The following is a 16,131-nucleotide window of genomic DNA, read 5'->3' as shown; positions in this document are numbered from 1 at the left end:
GGAAGTCGGTCCGCACTCGTGCGGTGGCGCGCCACACCGAATCGATACGGGCTGCGACTTCGCCCCCTCGACAGCGATCGGAGCGTATCGCATCGATGTAATTCGAACGGGGGCAGGTCCCGCCCCCGTGCGCTCAGGTGGCCGGATGCCGCGGATCGGCCGGGCTGTGCTGCTGCGCCCACGCCTCGGCCTCGGCCTCCAGTGCGGCCGCCATCCGGTCGGGAGCCATGAGCAACGCCATGATCGGGACCGTCAGGATCAGCATGCCGAGCACGAACACCGGGAAGAGGACGGCGAACACCTCGACCCCCGACGGGGCCGCGGTCGCCGGATCCACCGTCACCTGCACCGCCGCCATCGCGAGGAAGTGCACGCCGATCACCGCCGCGCCGGCGAAGATGCTGCCGCCGATCCGCATCCCCCTGCTGTCGGCGACCGTGACCAGCCACAGGACCACCACCGCGGTGAGGCAGGCCGCCACCACGGACGCCGCCACGTAGGTCAGGTCGTATGCGACGGTGCCCTGCAGTTCCATCGCCCACATGATCGAGTAGTGCACGCCGGCGATCCCGGCGCCGAGGACCAGCGACCCGCCCAGCAGCCGTACCGCCACGGCACCGCGCGACGGCCGGGCCCGGCGCGACACCCGCTTCGGCTGCACGACCACCATGGCGACGAAGGCGGACACCAGCGCCACCGCCATCGAGAAGACGATGCCGAGCAGGTCGTATCGGATGATGCTGCCGTCCACCGTGAAACCCGCCATCGGCAGGAAGTGCGCCAGCCACACCCCGACGCCCCCGGTCGAGAGCGCGGCTCGCATCAGCCAGTACAGCCGCGCCCGTTCCGAACCGGCGGACAACGACTTGCGGGCACTGGCCAGTCCCACGAGCAACCCGATCGCCGACGTCACGTACGCCAGGACGATCACCCACGTGCCCATGCCGAACAGGTGCACGTGCGTGTCCATCAGGGCGCTACCGGCTGATGCAGCTTGCGCAGCGCGTACTCGGTGACCGTCACGAGCGCCGACTTGGCGGACTCGCGCTGCCGAGCGTCGATCGAGACGATCGGCACGTCCGCCGAGACCGCGAGGGCCTGACGGATGTCCTCGGTCGGGTACCGCGGGGCGTCGTCGAATTCGTTGATCGCGACGATGAACGGCAGGTTCCGGGCCTCGAAGAAGTCGACCGCCGCGAAACTCTCGTCCAGACGCCGGGTGTCGATGAGCACGATGGCACCGATCGCACCTCGGATCAGGTCGTCCCACATGAACCAGAACCGGTGCTGCCCCGGCGTACCGAACAGGTACAGCACGAGATCCTCGGCGAGGCTGATCCGGCCGAAGTCCATCGCGACGGTCGTGGTGGCCTTCTGCGGCGTCGCGCTCAGGTTGTCGACGCCGTCGCTGGCGTTGGTGACCAGCGCTTCGGTGCGCAGCGGAACGATCTCCGAGACCGCCCCCACCAACGTGGTCTTGCCGACACCGAAGCCCCCGGCGATCACGATCTTCGTCGAGGTCACCCGCTTCGGGGAGTTAGAGTTCGCGAAGTCCACTGAGGACCCTTTCAATCAGCTCACGACGCTCCGCGTCGCTCGAATCGTCTTTCAGGGTGGCCAGGATCCGTACGTGCCCGGCTTCGACGAGATCCGCCACGAGTACGCGCGCCACCCCGATCGGCACACCCACCCGCGCCGCGATCTCGGCGACCGACGGGGACTCTCTGCACAAAGCCACGATCGTGGCATTGATGTTGTCCAGGTCCCGGGCACGGTCGTCCGTGCCCGGGAGGACCTGGATCAGTGCCTCCAACGCCAGCTCGACCGCGGGGCTGGTCCGTCCCGAAGTCAGTGAGTACGGCCGGACCAGACTGGGCTGGGCCGGCGGCGACTCCGGCTTGCGTTCTTCCATGGCCACCTCGACGTCAGGACCCCAGACCGATGCGCGGAGTGGCCTCGACCGACGCCCCCACACGATCGACCAGGAGTGCCATCTCGTAACCGACCTGTCCGATGTCGCATTCCGAGGCGGTCAGGGTCGCAAGGTGCGAGCCGTCACCCACGCTCATCAGCAGCAGGTAACCGTGCTGCATCTCCACGACGGACTGGAGCACTCCGCCGCCCTCGAAGAGCTGGGACACGCCGTTGGACAGGCTGGCCAGGCCGGACGTGACGGCAGCGAGCTGCTCGGCACGGTCGACAGGCAGGTGTGCGCTGGCCGCCATCAGGAGGCCGTCCGCGGACACGAGCACGGCGTGGGAGACGCCGGGAACCTCGCGCGCGAAGTTCGACACCAACCAGTCCAGAGGACGAGTTACGTCGGATCCATGGTCAATGTTCATCGAACTCCCTGTTCGTCGGTCTGGGTGGACGCGTGCGCGGAGGCCCGCCCGTTGCGAACCCCTTGCTGGTGACGGCTCAGGTTGGCCCGGATGGCCTCCGGGTCGCGCCGCCGAACAGCCGGCACAGATCCGGTCGCCGGGGAGGCGACCGCACCGGGCACCAGCCTATGACCGGGTGCACGTCGCGGAAGACCCGCGGTGGTGAGTTGCTCCACCGGGGCTTGCGCCGCCTCCTGGGCGGCCCTCCAACCGACGTCCGCCCGCGAGTTCCACTCCGGCCGACGGTCCTCCGGCAGGCTCGTCGGATCGACGAGCCAGCTCGACATCATGTCGGCGAAGATCGGCGTGCCGGCACCCGGACGCAGCGAGTTGACGTCGGGGCGCGGCTGGAAGAACGCGGCCGTCTTGGCCGGGTTCGTCCGGTACCGATGCCGTGCGGCGCGGCCCGGCTGCCCGTCGGCTGCTGCGCTGCCGTGGCCGGCGGACGCGGCGGCCGGGTCTGCGGACTGCTCGAAATGCTGCTGCGGCAGGGAGGAATCGGCGGCGGCCGGCGGCGTCGGCAGCCCGGGAGTGCTCCCAGGGCGGCGCTGCGGCAGACCGTTGCCCGACGCACCGCTGCCCGACGCACCGTTCCCCGACGCACCGTTCCCCGACGCACCGCTGCCCGGCACAGCAGCGGACGGCTGCGGCGACAGACCCGGCGTGGCACCCGGCCGGCGCTGCGGCAGACCATTGCCCGCGGTGGCCGGAGCCGGCTGCGGCGACAGACCCGGCGTGGCACCCGGCCGGCGCTGCGGCAGACCGCTGCCCGCGGACGACGGAGCCGACTCGGGCGAGGCCGGAGCGGCCGCGGCGGGAGCAGGAGCAGACGAGACCGTCTCCGAGCGGCGCGGCGGCAGGACCGGCGTCGGACCGGGTTGCCGTCGGGGCAGTTCCGACAGCGGCGTGGGCTGGCGCGGCACAGGACCCGGGGTGACACCCGGCTGACGCTGCGGCAGACCGGGAGTCGAGCCGGGGCGGCGCTGCGGCAGACCGGGAGTGGTCCCCGGCTGGCGCTGCGGCAGACCCGCGGATGGCTCCGGAGGAACGGGTGCCGGCTGGCGCTGCGGCAGCGGCGATTCCGGCGCGGGGGTGCGTTCCGGCAGGGCCGGGGCCGCGACGTCGCGCGGCGGCCGCGGAGCCAGGGCCTCGGCCGGACGGCCGTCCTCGCCCATGCGCGGCTGCGGCCCGGTCTGCGACAGGGCGAGCGGCGAGACGAGGAGCACGTCGGGAATGTGGACGCTGGCGGTGATGCCCGGGTTGCGTGCGGTGTCGAACGTCGGGCGCAGCCGCACGGTGAGGCCGTGCCGCGCCGCGAGGCGCGAGACCACGAACAGACCCATGTGGCGGGCGGTGTCGGGACCGACCTCGCCACCGAGAGCAAGCCGCTCGTTGATCGCGTCGAGTTCCTCGGCCGGGATCCCGATACCGCGGTCGGCGATCTCGACGAGCAGGCCACCGTCGACGGCCCGGGCGAAGCTGAACGTCACGGTGCTGTCCGGCGGGGACGCCCGCAGCGAGTTGTCGACGAGCTCGGCGAGCAGGTGGACGATGTCCGTGGCGACCGTGCCGCTGAGTGCGCCTTCCGGCGTCGAGCCGATCTGGACGCGCTGGTAGTCCTCCACCTCGGACATCGCGGCACGCAGGATGTCACCGAGCTGTACGGGCGCGGAGTGGCCGCGCCGCATCCGGGTGCCCGAGAGGATCAGCAGGTTGTCGCCGTTACGGCGCATGCGCGCCGCGAGGTGGTCGAGTCGGAACAGGCTCTCGAGCCGGGCCGGATCCTTCTCCTCGTACTCGAGTCGTTCGATGAGGCCGAGCTGCTGCTCGACGAGCGACTTGCTGCGCCGGGCGAGGGTCTCGAACATGTCGTTGATCTGCAGGCGGAGGTGGGCCTGCTCGCCGGCGAGGCGCAGGGCCTGCCCGTGCATGTCGTCGACGGCGCGGGCGAGCTGGCCGACCTCCTCGGTCGTGTGCACCGGGACCCGCGTGAACTCGATGTCCTCGACGTTGTCACCCACCTTGATGCGGTCGATGGCGTCGGGGAGTTCCTGCCGGGCGACCTTGAGAGCGCCGTAGCGCAGGCGGCGGATCGGGCCGACGAGCGACCGCGACACGAGAAGCGCCAGGACGAGCGCGGCGAGCAGGGCACCGAGCACGATCGCGGTGTCGCGGAGGGCGGCGGAGCGGGTGTCGGAGGCGCGGGCGAGAACGGTCTCGCTGATCGCGTCGGACGCCTCGTCGATGAGGGTGCCGTAGACCTCGACGCTCTGCAGCAGCGACGAGCGCAGGTTCAGGATGGGCAGCGGCCCGTCGCCGGCGGCGTCGATCATCGCGGTGCGCTCGGCGACGCCGTTGCGCAGCTCCTGGATCTGGGCGTCGGACGCCGGATACGACCGGGCGAGCGTCTCGAGCATGGCGAGCTCGGAGCCGGACGCGGACACCAGGGTGGTGCCCGGCTGGTCCGGGTCCCGCAGGATCGCCACGATGCCCATCACCTGATCGAACAGGTAGCGCTGCGACGCCCAGGCGTCGACGAGCCGGGTGCCCTCGGCGAGCACGGACGGATCCTCGATCGGCTCGACGATCGCCTCGACGATGCGGATCAGGTCCTTGCGGATGGCATTGGTCTGCTCGTTGAGCTCGGGGAGCGGGATGTTGCCGGCCGCGATACGGTCTCGCAGCGCCTCGGCGGCGGCCACGGTGCGGGTGAGGTCCGCGGCGATGACCGGATCCAGCTCCGGATTCTGGGACACCGCCCGGACGCGTTCCAGTGTCGCGTCGAGGTTCTCGATCTCGTTCGTGATGCCGGTGCCGGCGGCCAGCGTCGCGGAGGCGGTACCGAAGGCGGTACCGAAGTCGACGAGGTCGGGCACGACGGCCACCTGGTCGGCAGCGGACGAGAAGTGGACGGCGTTGGAGAGCTCCTGCTGCACGCGCAGGCCGCCCAGCACCATTGCCACGGTCACGGGAACGGCGAGAACGGCGGTCACCTTCCAGCGAAGGCCCCACCCTTCGATGTTCCACCACCGCTGCCGAGGTGGCGATTCGTCACTCATCTTCACAGCTCACTTTCCACCCGGTTTCCGCCGCCGACCCACACCCGCGCCACACCGCTCGGTGTCGAGGAGGTGCGGCTGCGGGTGGAGTGGTCGGAAGAGACGTTCCTGAGTGCACGCACCATATCCGTCCGAGTGCGGATAACGAAAGGAGCACGACCACTCCCGGAACCGGCGGGAGTCGCGCCCCGAGCCGGTCACCGAGCCGAAAACTCTACCGACCAGTAACATTCGCGGCCCGGGAACGCGCACCCGACGCGCCGAAGGGCGGCGAAAGCGGTGGTGTGAACCTCGTCACACACCCCTTCCGCCGCCCTCTCCGGCGCCGCGGAACCCGGTCAGACGTCCAGGAAGCGAACGTCCTTGGCGTTACGGGTGATGAAACTGCGACGTGCCTCGACGTCCTCGCCCATCAGGATGCTGAACAGCTCGTCGGCTGCGGCCGCGTCGTCGAGCGTCACCTGACGCAGCACGCGCACGCTGGGATCCATGGTGGTCTCCCACAGTTCCTTGGCGTTCATCTCGCCGAGACCCTTGTAACGCTGGATGCCGTCGTCCTTGTTGATCTTCTTGCCGGCGGCGAGACCGCGCTCGAGCAGGCCGTCACGCTCCCGGTCGGAGTACGCGAACTCGGGCTCGGAACGCTGCCACTTGAGCTTGTACAACGGCGGCTGCGCCAGGTACACGTGGCCGTGCTCGACCAGCGGACGCATGAAGCGGAACAGCAGCGTCAGCAGCAGCGTGGCGATGTGCTGGCCGTCGACGTCGGCGTCGGCCATCAGCACGATCTTGTGGTAGCGCAGCTTCGCGATGTCGAACTCGTCGTGGATACCGGTGCCAAAGGCGGTGATGATCGCCTGGACCTCGTTGTTCTTCAGCACGCGATCGATGCGCGCCTTCTCGACATTGATGATCTTGCCGCGCAGCGGCAGAATCGCCTGGTACATCGAGTCGCGTCCCGACTTCGCGGAGCCACCGGCGGAGTCGCCCTCGACGATGTAGATCTCGGACTTGCTCGGGTCGTTCGACCGGCAGTCCGCCAGCTTGCCGGGCAGCCCGCCGAGATCGGTGGCGGACTTGCGCCGGACCAGCTCGCGCGCCTTGCGGGCGGCGACGCGGGCCTGCGCGGACGAGACCGCCTTCGTCACGATGGTCTTCGCGTCGGCCGGGTTCGCCTCGAGCCAGTGCGACAGGTGCTCGTTGCAGGCCTTCTGCACGAACGACTTGACCTCGGTGTTGCCGAGCTTGGTCTTGGTCTGGCCCTCGAACTGCGGTTCGCCGACCTTGACCGAGATGATCGCGGCCAGTCCCTCGCGGATGTCGTCGCCGGTGAGGTTCGGGTCCTTGTCCTTGAGGAGCTTCTTGTCCTTCGCGTACTTGTTGACCACCGAGGTCAGGGCCGCGCGGAAGCCCTCCTCGTGGGTGCCGCCCTCGTGGGTGTTGATCGTGTTGGCGAAGGTGTGGACCGACTCGGAGTAGCCCGAGTTCCACTGCATCGCGACCTCGAGCTCGTGGCCGGTGCCCTTCGCGGTGAAGCCGACGACCGAGTTGTGGATCGGCTGCTTGGTGCGGTTGATGTGCCGCACGTAGTCCTCGAGGCCACCCGGGTAGTGGTAGACGCGGGTCTTGACCTTGTGATGCTGCTCGGCCTCGGCCTGTTCCTGCTCCTCGGCCTTCTTCGGTGCCTCGGCGAGTTCGCTGACGACCTCGTCGGTGACCTCCTCGGGGGCGACCCGCTCGTCGGTCAGCGTGATCGTCAGGCCCTTGTTGAGGAACGCCATCTCCTGCAGGCGCCGCGCGACCGTCTCGAAGTTGTAGGTCGTGGTCTCGAAGATGTCCGGGTCCGACCAGAACCGGACGGTGGTGCCGGTGGCCCGCGTGGGCTCGCCCCTGATCAGTTCGCCGGGCTTCGACGACAGGTACGTCTGCTCCCAGTGGTAGCCGTCGTTGTCGATCTCCACCTCGAGCCGGGTGGACAGCGCGTTGACCACCGAGATGCCGACGCCGTGCAGACCGCCGGAGACGGCGTAGGCATCGGAATCGAACTTGCCGCCCGCGTGCAGCTGGGTCAGCACGACCTCGACGGTCGGGATGCCGGAGGCGTGCATCCCGACGGGGATGCCGCGGCCGTCGTCGACGACCTGCACGCCGCCGTCCTCGAGGAGGGTCACCTCGACCTTGGTGGCATGGCCGGCCATCGCCTCGTCGACCGAGTTGTCGACGACCTCCCAGATCAGGTGGTGCAGGCCGCGCTCACCGGTGGAACCGATGTACATGCCGGGGCGCTTGCGCACCGCCTCGAGACCCTCGAGGACGGTGATGGAGGAAGCACCGTACTCACTGTTGCTCTTGTTCGACTTCTGGGCAGCCACGGGTTGGTAGCTCTCCTTCTTCCGCCTGGGTCTCGCGCACACGCGCACGCATTCGGAATTCATCCTACTGCCCGGAAGCGTACTTGCCCCGTCCGACACAGGACGGGCCGCCGACGCCGCTCACCGGCCCGCAGGCGCGGCGTCGCGAGTACGGGAGGGTGAATCGCTAGGGCGACGAGGTTCGGACAGTGTGCCGCGCCTCGACGTCGCGCACGAAGCGCGCGGTCGCGGCCGCGAGCTCCCCGGCATGCGAGCGCGGCGACCAGTGCCCGGCGTCGAGCGGTTCCCGGCGCAGATCGGTGACCCACTTCTCGGTGTCCTCGTACCCGACCGGCCGCACCGCCCGGTCCCGCAGGCCCTGGATCAGCTGAACGGGGACGTCGGTGCGCCGCTCGCGCGGCGCGCGGAGCCGCCGGCGCAGGTTCGCCCGGTACAGCTTCAGGCCGTGCACCATGTCGTCGGCGAGCGTGGGCGCGACGGGTCCGATCAGGGCCGGGTCGGAGCGGTCGAAGAACCCGACGAATCGGGGCCAGTGCCGGGAGAACCACCACCGCAGCGCGGGCACGGGCAGGCCGGGGGTCTGGAACAGCACCGTGTAGGACGACGCCACGGCCTGCTCGAGCGGGCCGAGCGGGCGCCGCTCCCCCAGCCGGCGACGCATCCACAGCGCGAGGTGGTCGAGGTTCGGCCCGGACACCGAGGTGTACGACGCGATCCGCTCCGCCGCCCCGGGTTCGCACACGGCCTCCCAGCCCAGCACCGACCCCCAGTCGTGCCCGAGCAGGTGCACCGGCGCGTCCGGGCTCACCGCGTCGATCACCGCGAACAGGTCCGCGGCGAGCAGTTCGAGCCGGTAGGCCGCGACGTCGCGCGGCACGGTCGACGCGCCGGCACCGCGGTTGTCGAACCGGACGATCCGGAAGTCGCCGGCCAGCGCGGGCACCACGCGGTCCCACAGGGCATGCGTGTCGGGCCAGCCGTGGACCAGCACGAGGGTCGGCCCCTGCGGGTTGCCCTCCTCGACGACGTGGAGGCGGACGGCTCCGTTCGTGACGGTACGAGTGGTCATGTTCTCCCTCAGAGGTCGAGTACGAGCCGGCCACCGTCGGCGCGCGAGACACAGACGAGCATCTCCTCGCGACGTTCCTCGGGGGTGAGCCGGTTCTCGCGGTGGTCGGGGGTGCCGGACAGGACCCGCACCCGGCAGGTTCCGCAGAACCCCTGCCGGCACGAGTAGCCGATGCCGGGCCGGCGCCGGCGGATCACTTCGAGCGCCGATTCGTCGGCCGGGACGGCGAGCACCTCTCCGGTGCTCGCCAGTTGGACCTCGAAGGCCCGGCCGTCGACGACGGGTGGGGCACCGAACCGCTCGAAGTGCAGGGCCGACGCCCCCGTGGCATCGATGCCGGCACGCACCGCGTCCAGCATCGGGGTGGGCCCACAACAGTAGACGGCCCCGCCGGCGGGGGCGCCGGCGAGCAGGTCGGCGCCCGTCGGCGTGCCGTACTCGTCGTCCGGACGTACGAAAACCCTTGACGGATCCCATGTTCCGATCTCGTCGAGGAACGGCATCGCGGCCCGGGTGCGTCCGGTGTAGACGAGCCGCCAGTCCATTCCGGCACGGTCCGCGGCGCGGGTCATCGCCAGGACGGGAGTGATGCCGATCCCGCCGGCGACGAACAGGGCCGCACCCTCGGCGACGAACGGGAACCCGTTGCGCGGACCGCGCACGGCCACCGGGTCGCCCGGTTCGAGGGCATGCATCTCGAGCGACCCGCCCCCGCCGCCGGGGATCCGGCGAACCGCGACGGTGTAGCGGGTGCGGTCCTCGTGATCGCCGCACAGCGAGTACTGCCGTCGCCGCCCGGAGGGCAGATGGAAGTCGAGGTGGGCACCCGGGTGCCACGCCGGCAGCTCGGCGCCGCCGGGGGCACGCAGCGTCAACCGCACCACGTCGCCGTCGGCCGTCACCGGGTCCTTTTCGGTGACAACCAGATTCAGCTGCAGATCGGGGTCCCCGGCACCGGCGGCGCCGTCGTAGCCGAGAGCCGTGACGAGACGCAGGTAGCTCTCCACGACGGAACCGAGCAGGCCCATCGCACGGTCGGTCCGGTTCCGCCCGTGCAGGTCCGACGGGCGACGGTGCCGCGGCAGCACCCCGGTCATCGGGCTGCCGCCCGGGCCGCGGGGGAGGACGCCAGATAGCGGACCGCCTGACCGGTCGAGCCCTCGTGGCTCGGGTGGTACGAGCGGTGGAAGTACCGCGACATGCGCCTGCCGAGGTCCACCGGGCCGGGTAGCGTGCCGCGGCGACTCGCCGCCAGCCAGTCCGAAAGATGAGGTGCACGCACATGTTTCGATGCACGCGCCAGGTCCGGGTCGTGGGCCATGAGGAATCGGGCACCGCGGATCCACAACCACACGAGGACCGGGGTGACGAGGAGCTGGGTGCGGATCCGCCGGGCCTCCCCGGGGTCGAAGTAGCGCATCACGTCGTAGGCGACGCTGCGATGCTCGACCTCCTCGGCGCCGTGCCAGCGCAGCAGGTCGAGCATGGTCGGATCGGTGCCCGCCGCGTCGAGGCCCTTCGCATTGAGGACCCAGTCCCCGAGGAACGCGGTGACGTGCTCGACGGCGGCGATGATGGCGAGCCGCTCGACGAGGTAGTTCTCCGCGCGCAGTCCGGTCAGCGGTCGCCGGCCGAGCAACCGGCCGAACAGCCACCGCATCTGGTCCGTGAACGGGGTGGGATCGAGACCCTTCGACTCGAGTTGCTCGAGTACCCCCTGGTGAGCGTGGGAGTGCACCGATTCCTGGCCGATGAATCCCACGACGTCTTCGCGCAGTTGTTCGTCCTCGATGAGCGGCAGCGCCTCCTTGAACGTCTCGACGAACCACTCCTCCCCCGCCGGCAGCAACAGATGCAGGACGTTGAGCACGTGGGTGCTGAACGGATCGCCCGGCACCCAGTGCAGGGGCAGCGTGCTCCAGTCGAACTCGACGTTGCGGGCCTGGAGCAGGACGCGGTCCGGTTCGATGAGTGGTGTGGACATGGACGTACCTCCCGATGCGGACGTGTGCGGCAGCGCACAACCGGCTGATTTCAACGTAACATCGGGTTACATATAAATCCAGGGTCGGATCAGCCGTACGTGTCCCGCGGTCCGCGGCCGCGGACGTGCCGCTCCCCCTTACGCCAGCTCGGCGCCGTCGGCCCGGTGATCCGCAGCTCCTTGACCACCCCGTGCCCGACCGCGGCGGCGATCTTCGCGAGGATCTGCGCCTGCATCATGCGCAGCTGGGTCGCCCACGCGGTCGACTCCGCCGACACGTGCAGCACCCCGTCGCGCAGCGTCGTCGGCGACGCGTGCGAGGCGATATCGTCGCCGACCACGCGCGCCCAACTGCCCAGCACCGTGCCCTCCGACACGCGCCCCGACCATCCCCGCTGCTTGGCCAGCGAGTTCGCCAGCGCGCCGAGCGGCTGCGGGTCCCGCTCGTCGGGGCCCGGGCCCGACCAGCCGCGACGGCGGCGCCGTGGTCGCAGCGCCCCGCGTGACGCGCGCCCCTGCCCCACCGACTTCCCGCTCGCCTTCGCGGCCGCACGGGCCTCCTCCAGCGCGCGACGGGCCAGGTCGATCCCGCGCAGCGGCGGCTCGGGGGGTTGTTCGCCCGGATTCTCGGTGCTCATCGCAGTGCTCCGTCCACGGTTCCGTCCAGATCCGGCTGCGAGGGATCGCCGCCGTCGAGCCGGGTCAGCACCGAGAGCCGTCCCCGGTCGGTGTCCTCGGCCCGCACCCCGAACCGGACCGCGGACAGCTCCGCCGGCACGTCCTCGGGGACCGCGGCGGTGATGAGTACCTGCTCGGCCGAGGCCGCGACGGCGGCGAGCGCGGTGCGACGACGCCGATCCAGCTCGGCGAACACATCGTCCAGCATGAGGACCGGGTCGGTGCCGTCGGCCCGCAGGAGCGAGAAGGCGCCCAGGCGCAGCGCCAGCGCGAACGACCAGGACTCCCCGTGGCTGGCGAATCCCTTGGCCGGCTGATCACCCAGGGTCAGGTCGAGTTCGTCGCGGTGGGGGCCCACCAGGCACACGCCCCGCTCGATCTCCTTCGTCCGCGCCTGCGCCAGCCGGGTCAGGAACGCGGCCTCGAGCACCTCACGGTCGTCGGATCGCGGCGCGCGGGCCGGGTCGGCGAACTCCGGCGGCAGCGCCTCGCCCACCGTGCTGCGGTAACGGAGCAGCGCCGGTCGTGACTCGGGGGCGATCGATCGGTACGCCTCGGCGACGTGCGGGGCGAGCTCGTGCAGCAGCGCGACGCGGGCCGCGAGCAGCTCGGACCCGTGTGCCGCGAGATGGCCGTCCCACACGTCGAGCGTCGCCAGGGCGCTCGCCCCGTCGCCGGACCGGCTGCCGCGGCGCAGCGCACCCCCGGCCGTCTTCAGCAGGGCCGAGCGCTGTCGCAGCACCTTGTCGTAGTCGGCGCGGACCCCGCTCATCCGCGGGATGCGGGTGGCGAGCAGCTCGTCGAGGAACCGGCGCCGGTCGCCCGGGTCGCCCCGCACCAGCGACAGGTCCTCCGGCGCGAACAACACCGTCCGCAGGATGCCGAGGATCTCGCGCGGCCGCCGGGTCGGGGACTGGTTGATCCGGCCCCGGTTGGGCCGGCCCTCGTTGAGTTCGACGTCGATACCCAGTTCCCGGCCGCCGTTGACGACGACCGCACCCACCTGGGCGCGCGACGTCCCGCTCCGGAACAGCGGGGCATCGCCGGACACCCGGTGCGAGGTCAGCGTCGACAGGTAGCCGAGCGCCTCGAGCAGGTTGGTCTTGCCGTGCCCGTTGCGACCGAGGAACACCGTCGGCCCCGGCGCCAGATTCAGCGAAACGGCTTCCCAGGAACGGAAGTCGCGCAACGAGAAGGTGCGAACGTACACGGGCTCCGACCGTTTCCTGCCCCGGGTCAGCCCGGCAGGCGCACCGGCATCAGCAGATAGGTGTAGTCGCTGTCCGGGGCGGCGAACGTACCGGAGGCGTCGGGCTCGGGCGCTTCCTCGAGCGCCGGTCGCAGCACCGCGGGACGGCTCGGCGTCGTGAAGCCGAACGACACCTTCTCGCTGTGCAGCGAGCCGAGACCGTCGAGCAGGTACCCGGGGTTGAACGCGATGATCAGCGGCTCGCCCTGGAACTCCGCGGCGAGGGACTCCTCCGCGCGCCCGGCGTCGTCGCCACCGGCCGACAACAGCAGACCGCCTTCGGTGAACTCGAGCCGCACCTGCGCCCCGCGCTCGGCGACGAGCGCGACGCGCTTGATCGCGTCCACGAGCGGCGCGATGTCGACGGTCGCCATCGCGGTGTGCTCGGTCGGCAGCAACTGGCGGAACTTGGGGAATTCGGCGTCGAGGAGGCGGGTGGTGGTGCGCCGGCCGTCCGCAACGATGCCGAGCAGGCCCTCGGCGCCGACCGACGAACCGGCACCCAGTGCGAGCTGGACGGGCGAATTAGAAGATCCGCCAACGGTTTTCGCCGACTCGGAGAGGGTCTTGGCCGGCACGAGGACCGCGGCGGTCGCGGTGTCGGCGGTGGGCATCCACTCGATCTTGCGGACCGCGAGGCGGAACCGGTCGGTGGCCGCGAGCACCATGTGGGTGCCGTCGATCTCCACACGGATACCGGTCAGCATCGGCAGGGTGTCGTCCTTGCCGGCCGCGACCGCGACCTGGCTGATCGCCTCGGCGAACACCTCCACGGGCAGCGAACCGGTCTGCTGCGGCAACTCGGGCAGCTGTGGGTAGTCCTCGACCGGCATGGTCGGCAGGGAGAACTTCGCGCTACCGCAGTTGATGAGCACCCGCGTTCCGTCGAGCACCACGTCGACGGGTTTGTTGGGCAGCGCGCGGGTGATGTCGGCGAGCAGGCGGCCCGACACGAGCACCTGCCCGGGGGTGATGACCTCTGCGGAGACATGGACCTGCGCGGAGACCTCGTAGTCGAACCCGGAGACGGTCAGTCCCTGCTCGTCGGCGCCGAGGAGGACGCCGCCGAGCACCGGCACCGGCGGCCGCGACGGAAGACTGCGCGCAACCCACGCGACGGAGTCGGCGAAGTCCTCGCGAGCGACACGAAACTTCATGCTTCCAAGCTCCATCGCCCGGCGGATCCTTTCGCTCTGATGGCTGTCGATCGATTCAACGAAGTCTGGCACAGGACCCCGACACCGAGGTCGGCAGCGGGGACGTCGCTCCACGGTATGCGCTCGTGGAGCACTTGGAAAGCCGGAGGCTCGAGGGGGACGCGGCTCTCGAGACCCTGTGCACTCGAGTCCTCCACAAGCCTGTTTTGAAAGAGGAATCTTCGAGAGAAAACACAGAAGTAGTAATAGGGGTTGTGGAATCTGTGGACGAACGACCGTCTACGCTGGTGGGGCGGGCTTCTCGAGCCCCGCACTCTCGAGGATGAACTCGAGGAATTCTCGAGGACGGATGTGGACATCTCGAGAGTGTTCAACATCGGTACACCGTCCGTCCACAAAGATCCCATGTTGTACACACGGTTGTCCACAGGTGTGAGTCACTGCCCATCCGTCTCGAGAATCACACCCACCGCCCACCGCCGGCCCGTCCCCGGATACGACGAAGGGCCCGGACGCGATCGTCCGGGCCCCTGCCACAGGGCGGTACGGCTCAGCGCTTGGAGCGCTGCTTGATGCGCGCGGTCAGCTCCTGCACCTGGTCGTAGACCTTCCGCCGCTCGGTCATCTCCTTGCGAATCTTCTTGTCCGCGTACATGACCGTCGTGTGGTCCCGGCCGAAGGTCTGCCCGATCTTGGGCAGCGAGAGGTCGGTGAGCTCGCGGCACAGATACATCGCGATCTGTCGCGCCTGGGCCAGCGGCCGCGCCTTGCCGGGCCCGCACAGGTCGTCGATCGAGGTGCCGAAGTACTCGGCGGTCACCGCCATGATGGTGGCCGAGTTGATCTCGAGAGCCGTCGAGTCGGGGATGAGGTCCCGCAGCACCACCTCCGCCAGCGTCAGGTCCAGCGGTTGCCGGTTGAGGGACGCGAAGGCCGTCACCCGGATCAGCGCACCCTCGAGTTCGCGGATGTTGCGTTCGATCCTGCTGGCGATCAACTCGAGGACGTCGTGCGGCACGTCCAGCCGGTCCATCCGCGCCTTCTTGCTGAGGATCGCGATGCGGGTCTCGAGTTCGGGCGGCTGGACGTCGGTGATCAGGCCCCACTCGAACCGGGTCCGCAGGCGCTCCTCGAGCGTCGCGAGCTGCTTCGGGGGACGGTCGGACGACACCACGATCTGCTTGTTCGCGTTGTGCAGGGTGTTGAAGGTGTGGAAGAACTCCTCCTGGATACCTTCCTTGCCCTCGATGAACTGGATGTCGTCGACGAGGAGGATGTCCGTCTCGCGGTACCTGCGCTTGAACGCCACCTTGCGGTCGTCGCGGAGGCTGTTGATGAAGTCGTTCGTGAACTCCTCGGTGGAGACGTACTTGACCCGCATGCCCGGGAACAGGCGCTGCGCATAGTGCCCGGCGGCATGCAGCAGGTGCGTCTTGCCCAGGCCGGAGGCACCCCAGATGAACAGCGGATTGTACGCGCGGGCGGGCGCCTCGGCGATCGCCACCGCGGCCGCGTGGGCGAACCGGTTCGACGCTCCGATGACGAACGTGTCGAACGTGTACTTCGCGTTGAGGCTGCTGCTGCCGGTCGGTGCCGCGGCGGCGGGCGGCGGCGGCTGGGTGAAGTAGGACGGCCACGACTCCCGGACCGCGGTCATGGCCTCCCGGTCGTCGTCGACCTCCTCGAGTTCGCCCGTGTCGACCTCGAGCATGCCGTGGTCGAGGGAGGAGGGGCGGCGCCGCCGGAACGGATGCACCATGTCGCGGGGGTCGGTCTCGCGCGGTCCGGTGGGAATCGGCCGCGTATCGAACGCGTGGGGCTCGGGCGCGCGGGGGTCCGGCGGCAGGCCCTCGAGGGGCAGCGTGTCCCGGGGCACGGCGTAGGGGTCCTCGGCGGGATCGTCGACGGCCGCCGAGGGTTCGATGCGCACGCCGAGTCCCTCGACGCGATGGCCGAGGGTGCGGTGGAGCGCGCGGAGGATCGGCTCGCGCAGATCCCGCTCGATGGCCTCCTGCGCGAACGAGGACGGAACCGACAGGAGGGCGAAACCCTGCGCCAGGGTGATCGGCCTGACCAGGGCGAGCCACGCCTTCTGGCCCTTGCTGAGGCCCTCGCCGTCGGCGGTCAGCTCCGCGACGACGTCCGGCCACACGTCGGCCAGCGCGTTCGGCTCGTCGTTCAC

13 protein-coding genes are annotated in these 16,131 nt (G+C 70.2%); all 13 read right to left on the bottom strand.

Going from position 1 to position 16,131, the window contains the following annotated elements:
* Positions 1-133: 133 nt before the first annotated feature.
* A complete protein-coding gene (locus HFP48_RS00065; protein ID WP_050034257.1) occupies positions 134-970 on the bottom strand; it encodes an MHYT domain-containing protein in 837 nt (278 codons plus the stop codon).
* Positions 970-1,524 (bottom strand): ATP/GTP-binding protein, encoded by a 555-nt coding sequence (locus tag HFP48_RS00060; RefSeq protein WP_006934480.1) that lies wholly within the window; start codon positions 1,522-1,524, stop codon positions 970-972. The genes HFP48_RS00065 and HFP48_RS00060 overlap by 1 nt, the downstream gene beginning before the upstream one ends.
* 13 nt (positions 1,525-1,537) lie before the next feature.
* Positions 1,538-1,912 carry a DUF742 domain-containing protein gene (locus tag HFP48_RS00055; protein ID WP_006934479.1) on the bottom strand — a complete coding sequence of 125 codons (375 nt, stop codon included), beginning with the start codon at positions 1,910-1,912 and terminating at the stop codon, positions 1,538-1,540.
* Positions 1,913-1,925: 13 nt separating this feature from the next.
* A complete protein-coding gene (locus tag HFP48_RS00050; RefSeq protein WP_006934478.1) occupies positions 1,926-2,342 on the bottom strand; it encodes a roadblock/LC7 domain-containing protein in 417 nt (138 codons plus the stop codon).
* A complete protein-coding gene (locus HFP48_RS00045; protein ID WP_185713365.1) occupies positions 2,339-5,440 on the bottom strand; it encodes an ATP-binding protein in 3,102 nt (1,033 codons plus the stop codon). The genes HFP48_RS00050 and HFP48_RS00045 overlap by 4 nt, the downstream gene beginning before the upstream one ends.
* 338 nt (positions 5,441-5,778) lie before the next feature.
* A complete protein-coding gene (gene gyrB, locus HFP48_RS00040) occupies positions 5,779-7,812 on the bottom strand; it encodes a DNA topoisomerase (ATP-hydrolyzing) subunit B (protein WP_006934474.1) in 2,034 nt (677 codons plus the stop codon).
* Positions 7,813-7,978: 166 nt separating this feature from the next.
* Positions 7,979-8,881, bottom strand: a complete 903-nt coding sequence (locus tag HFP48_RS00035; protein WP_043799104.1) for an alpha/beta fold hydrolase — start codon at positions 8,879-8,881, stop codon at positions 7,979-7,981.
* Between the two features lie 8 nt (positions 8,882-8,889).
* On the bottom strand, positions 8,890-9,978 hold the full coding sequence (locus tag HFP48_RS00030; protein ID WP_050034255.1) for a PDR/VanB family oxidoreductase: 1,089 nt from the start codon (positions 9,976-9,978) through the stop codon (positions 8,890-8,892).
* Positions 9,975-10,865, bottom strand: coding sequence for a metal-dependent hydrolase (locus tag HFP48_RS00025; protein ID WP_029546805.1), 891 nt, complete (start codon positions 10,863-10,865; stop codon positions 9,975-9,977). The genes HFP48_RS00030 and HFP48_RS00025 overlap by 4 nt, the downstream gene beginning before the upstream one ends.
* Before the next feature lie 89 nt (positions 10,866-10,954).
* Positions 10,955-11,503 (bottom strand): DUF721 family protein, encoded by a 549-nt coding sequence (locus HFP48_RS00020; RefSeq protein ID WP_043799108.1) that lies wholly within the window; start codon positions 11,501-11,503, stop codon positions 10,955-10,957.
* Positions 11,500-12,753, bottom strand: a complete 1,254-nt coding sequence (gene recF / locus HFP48_RS00015) for a DNA replication/repair protein RecF (RefSeq protein ID WP_168578826.1) — start codon at positions 12,751-12,753, stop codon at positions 11,500-11,502. The genes HFP48_RS00020 and recF overlap by 4 nt, the downstream gene beginning before the upstream one ends.
* A 26-nt stretch (positions 12,754-12,779) precedes the next feature.
* Positions 12,780-13,964, bottom strand: a complete 1,185-nt coding sequence (dnaN, locus tag HFP48_RS00010) for a DNA polymerase III subunit beta (RefSeq protein WP_044475806.1) — start codon at positions 13,962-13,964, stop codon at positions 12,780-12,782.
* A gap of 535 nt (positions 13,965-14,499) precedes the next feature.
* Complete coding sequence (dnaA, locus tag HFP48_RS00005) at positions 14,500-16,131, bottom strand: chromosomal replication initiator protein DnaA (RefSeq protein ID WP_044475805.1); 1,632 nt, start codon at positions 16,129-16,131, stop codon at positions 14,500-14,502.

Origin of the sequence: Rhodococcus sp. DMU1 (genome assembly GCF_012272955.1) — a bacterium.
GTDB classification, from domain to species: Bacteria; Actinomycetota; Actinomycetes; order Mycobacteriales; family Mycobacteriaceae; genus Rhodococcus; species Rhodococcus aetherivorans.
This window is presented reverse-complemented; position numbering and strand designations above follow the sequence as displayed.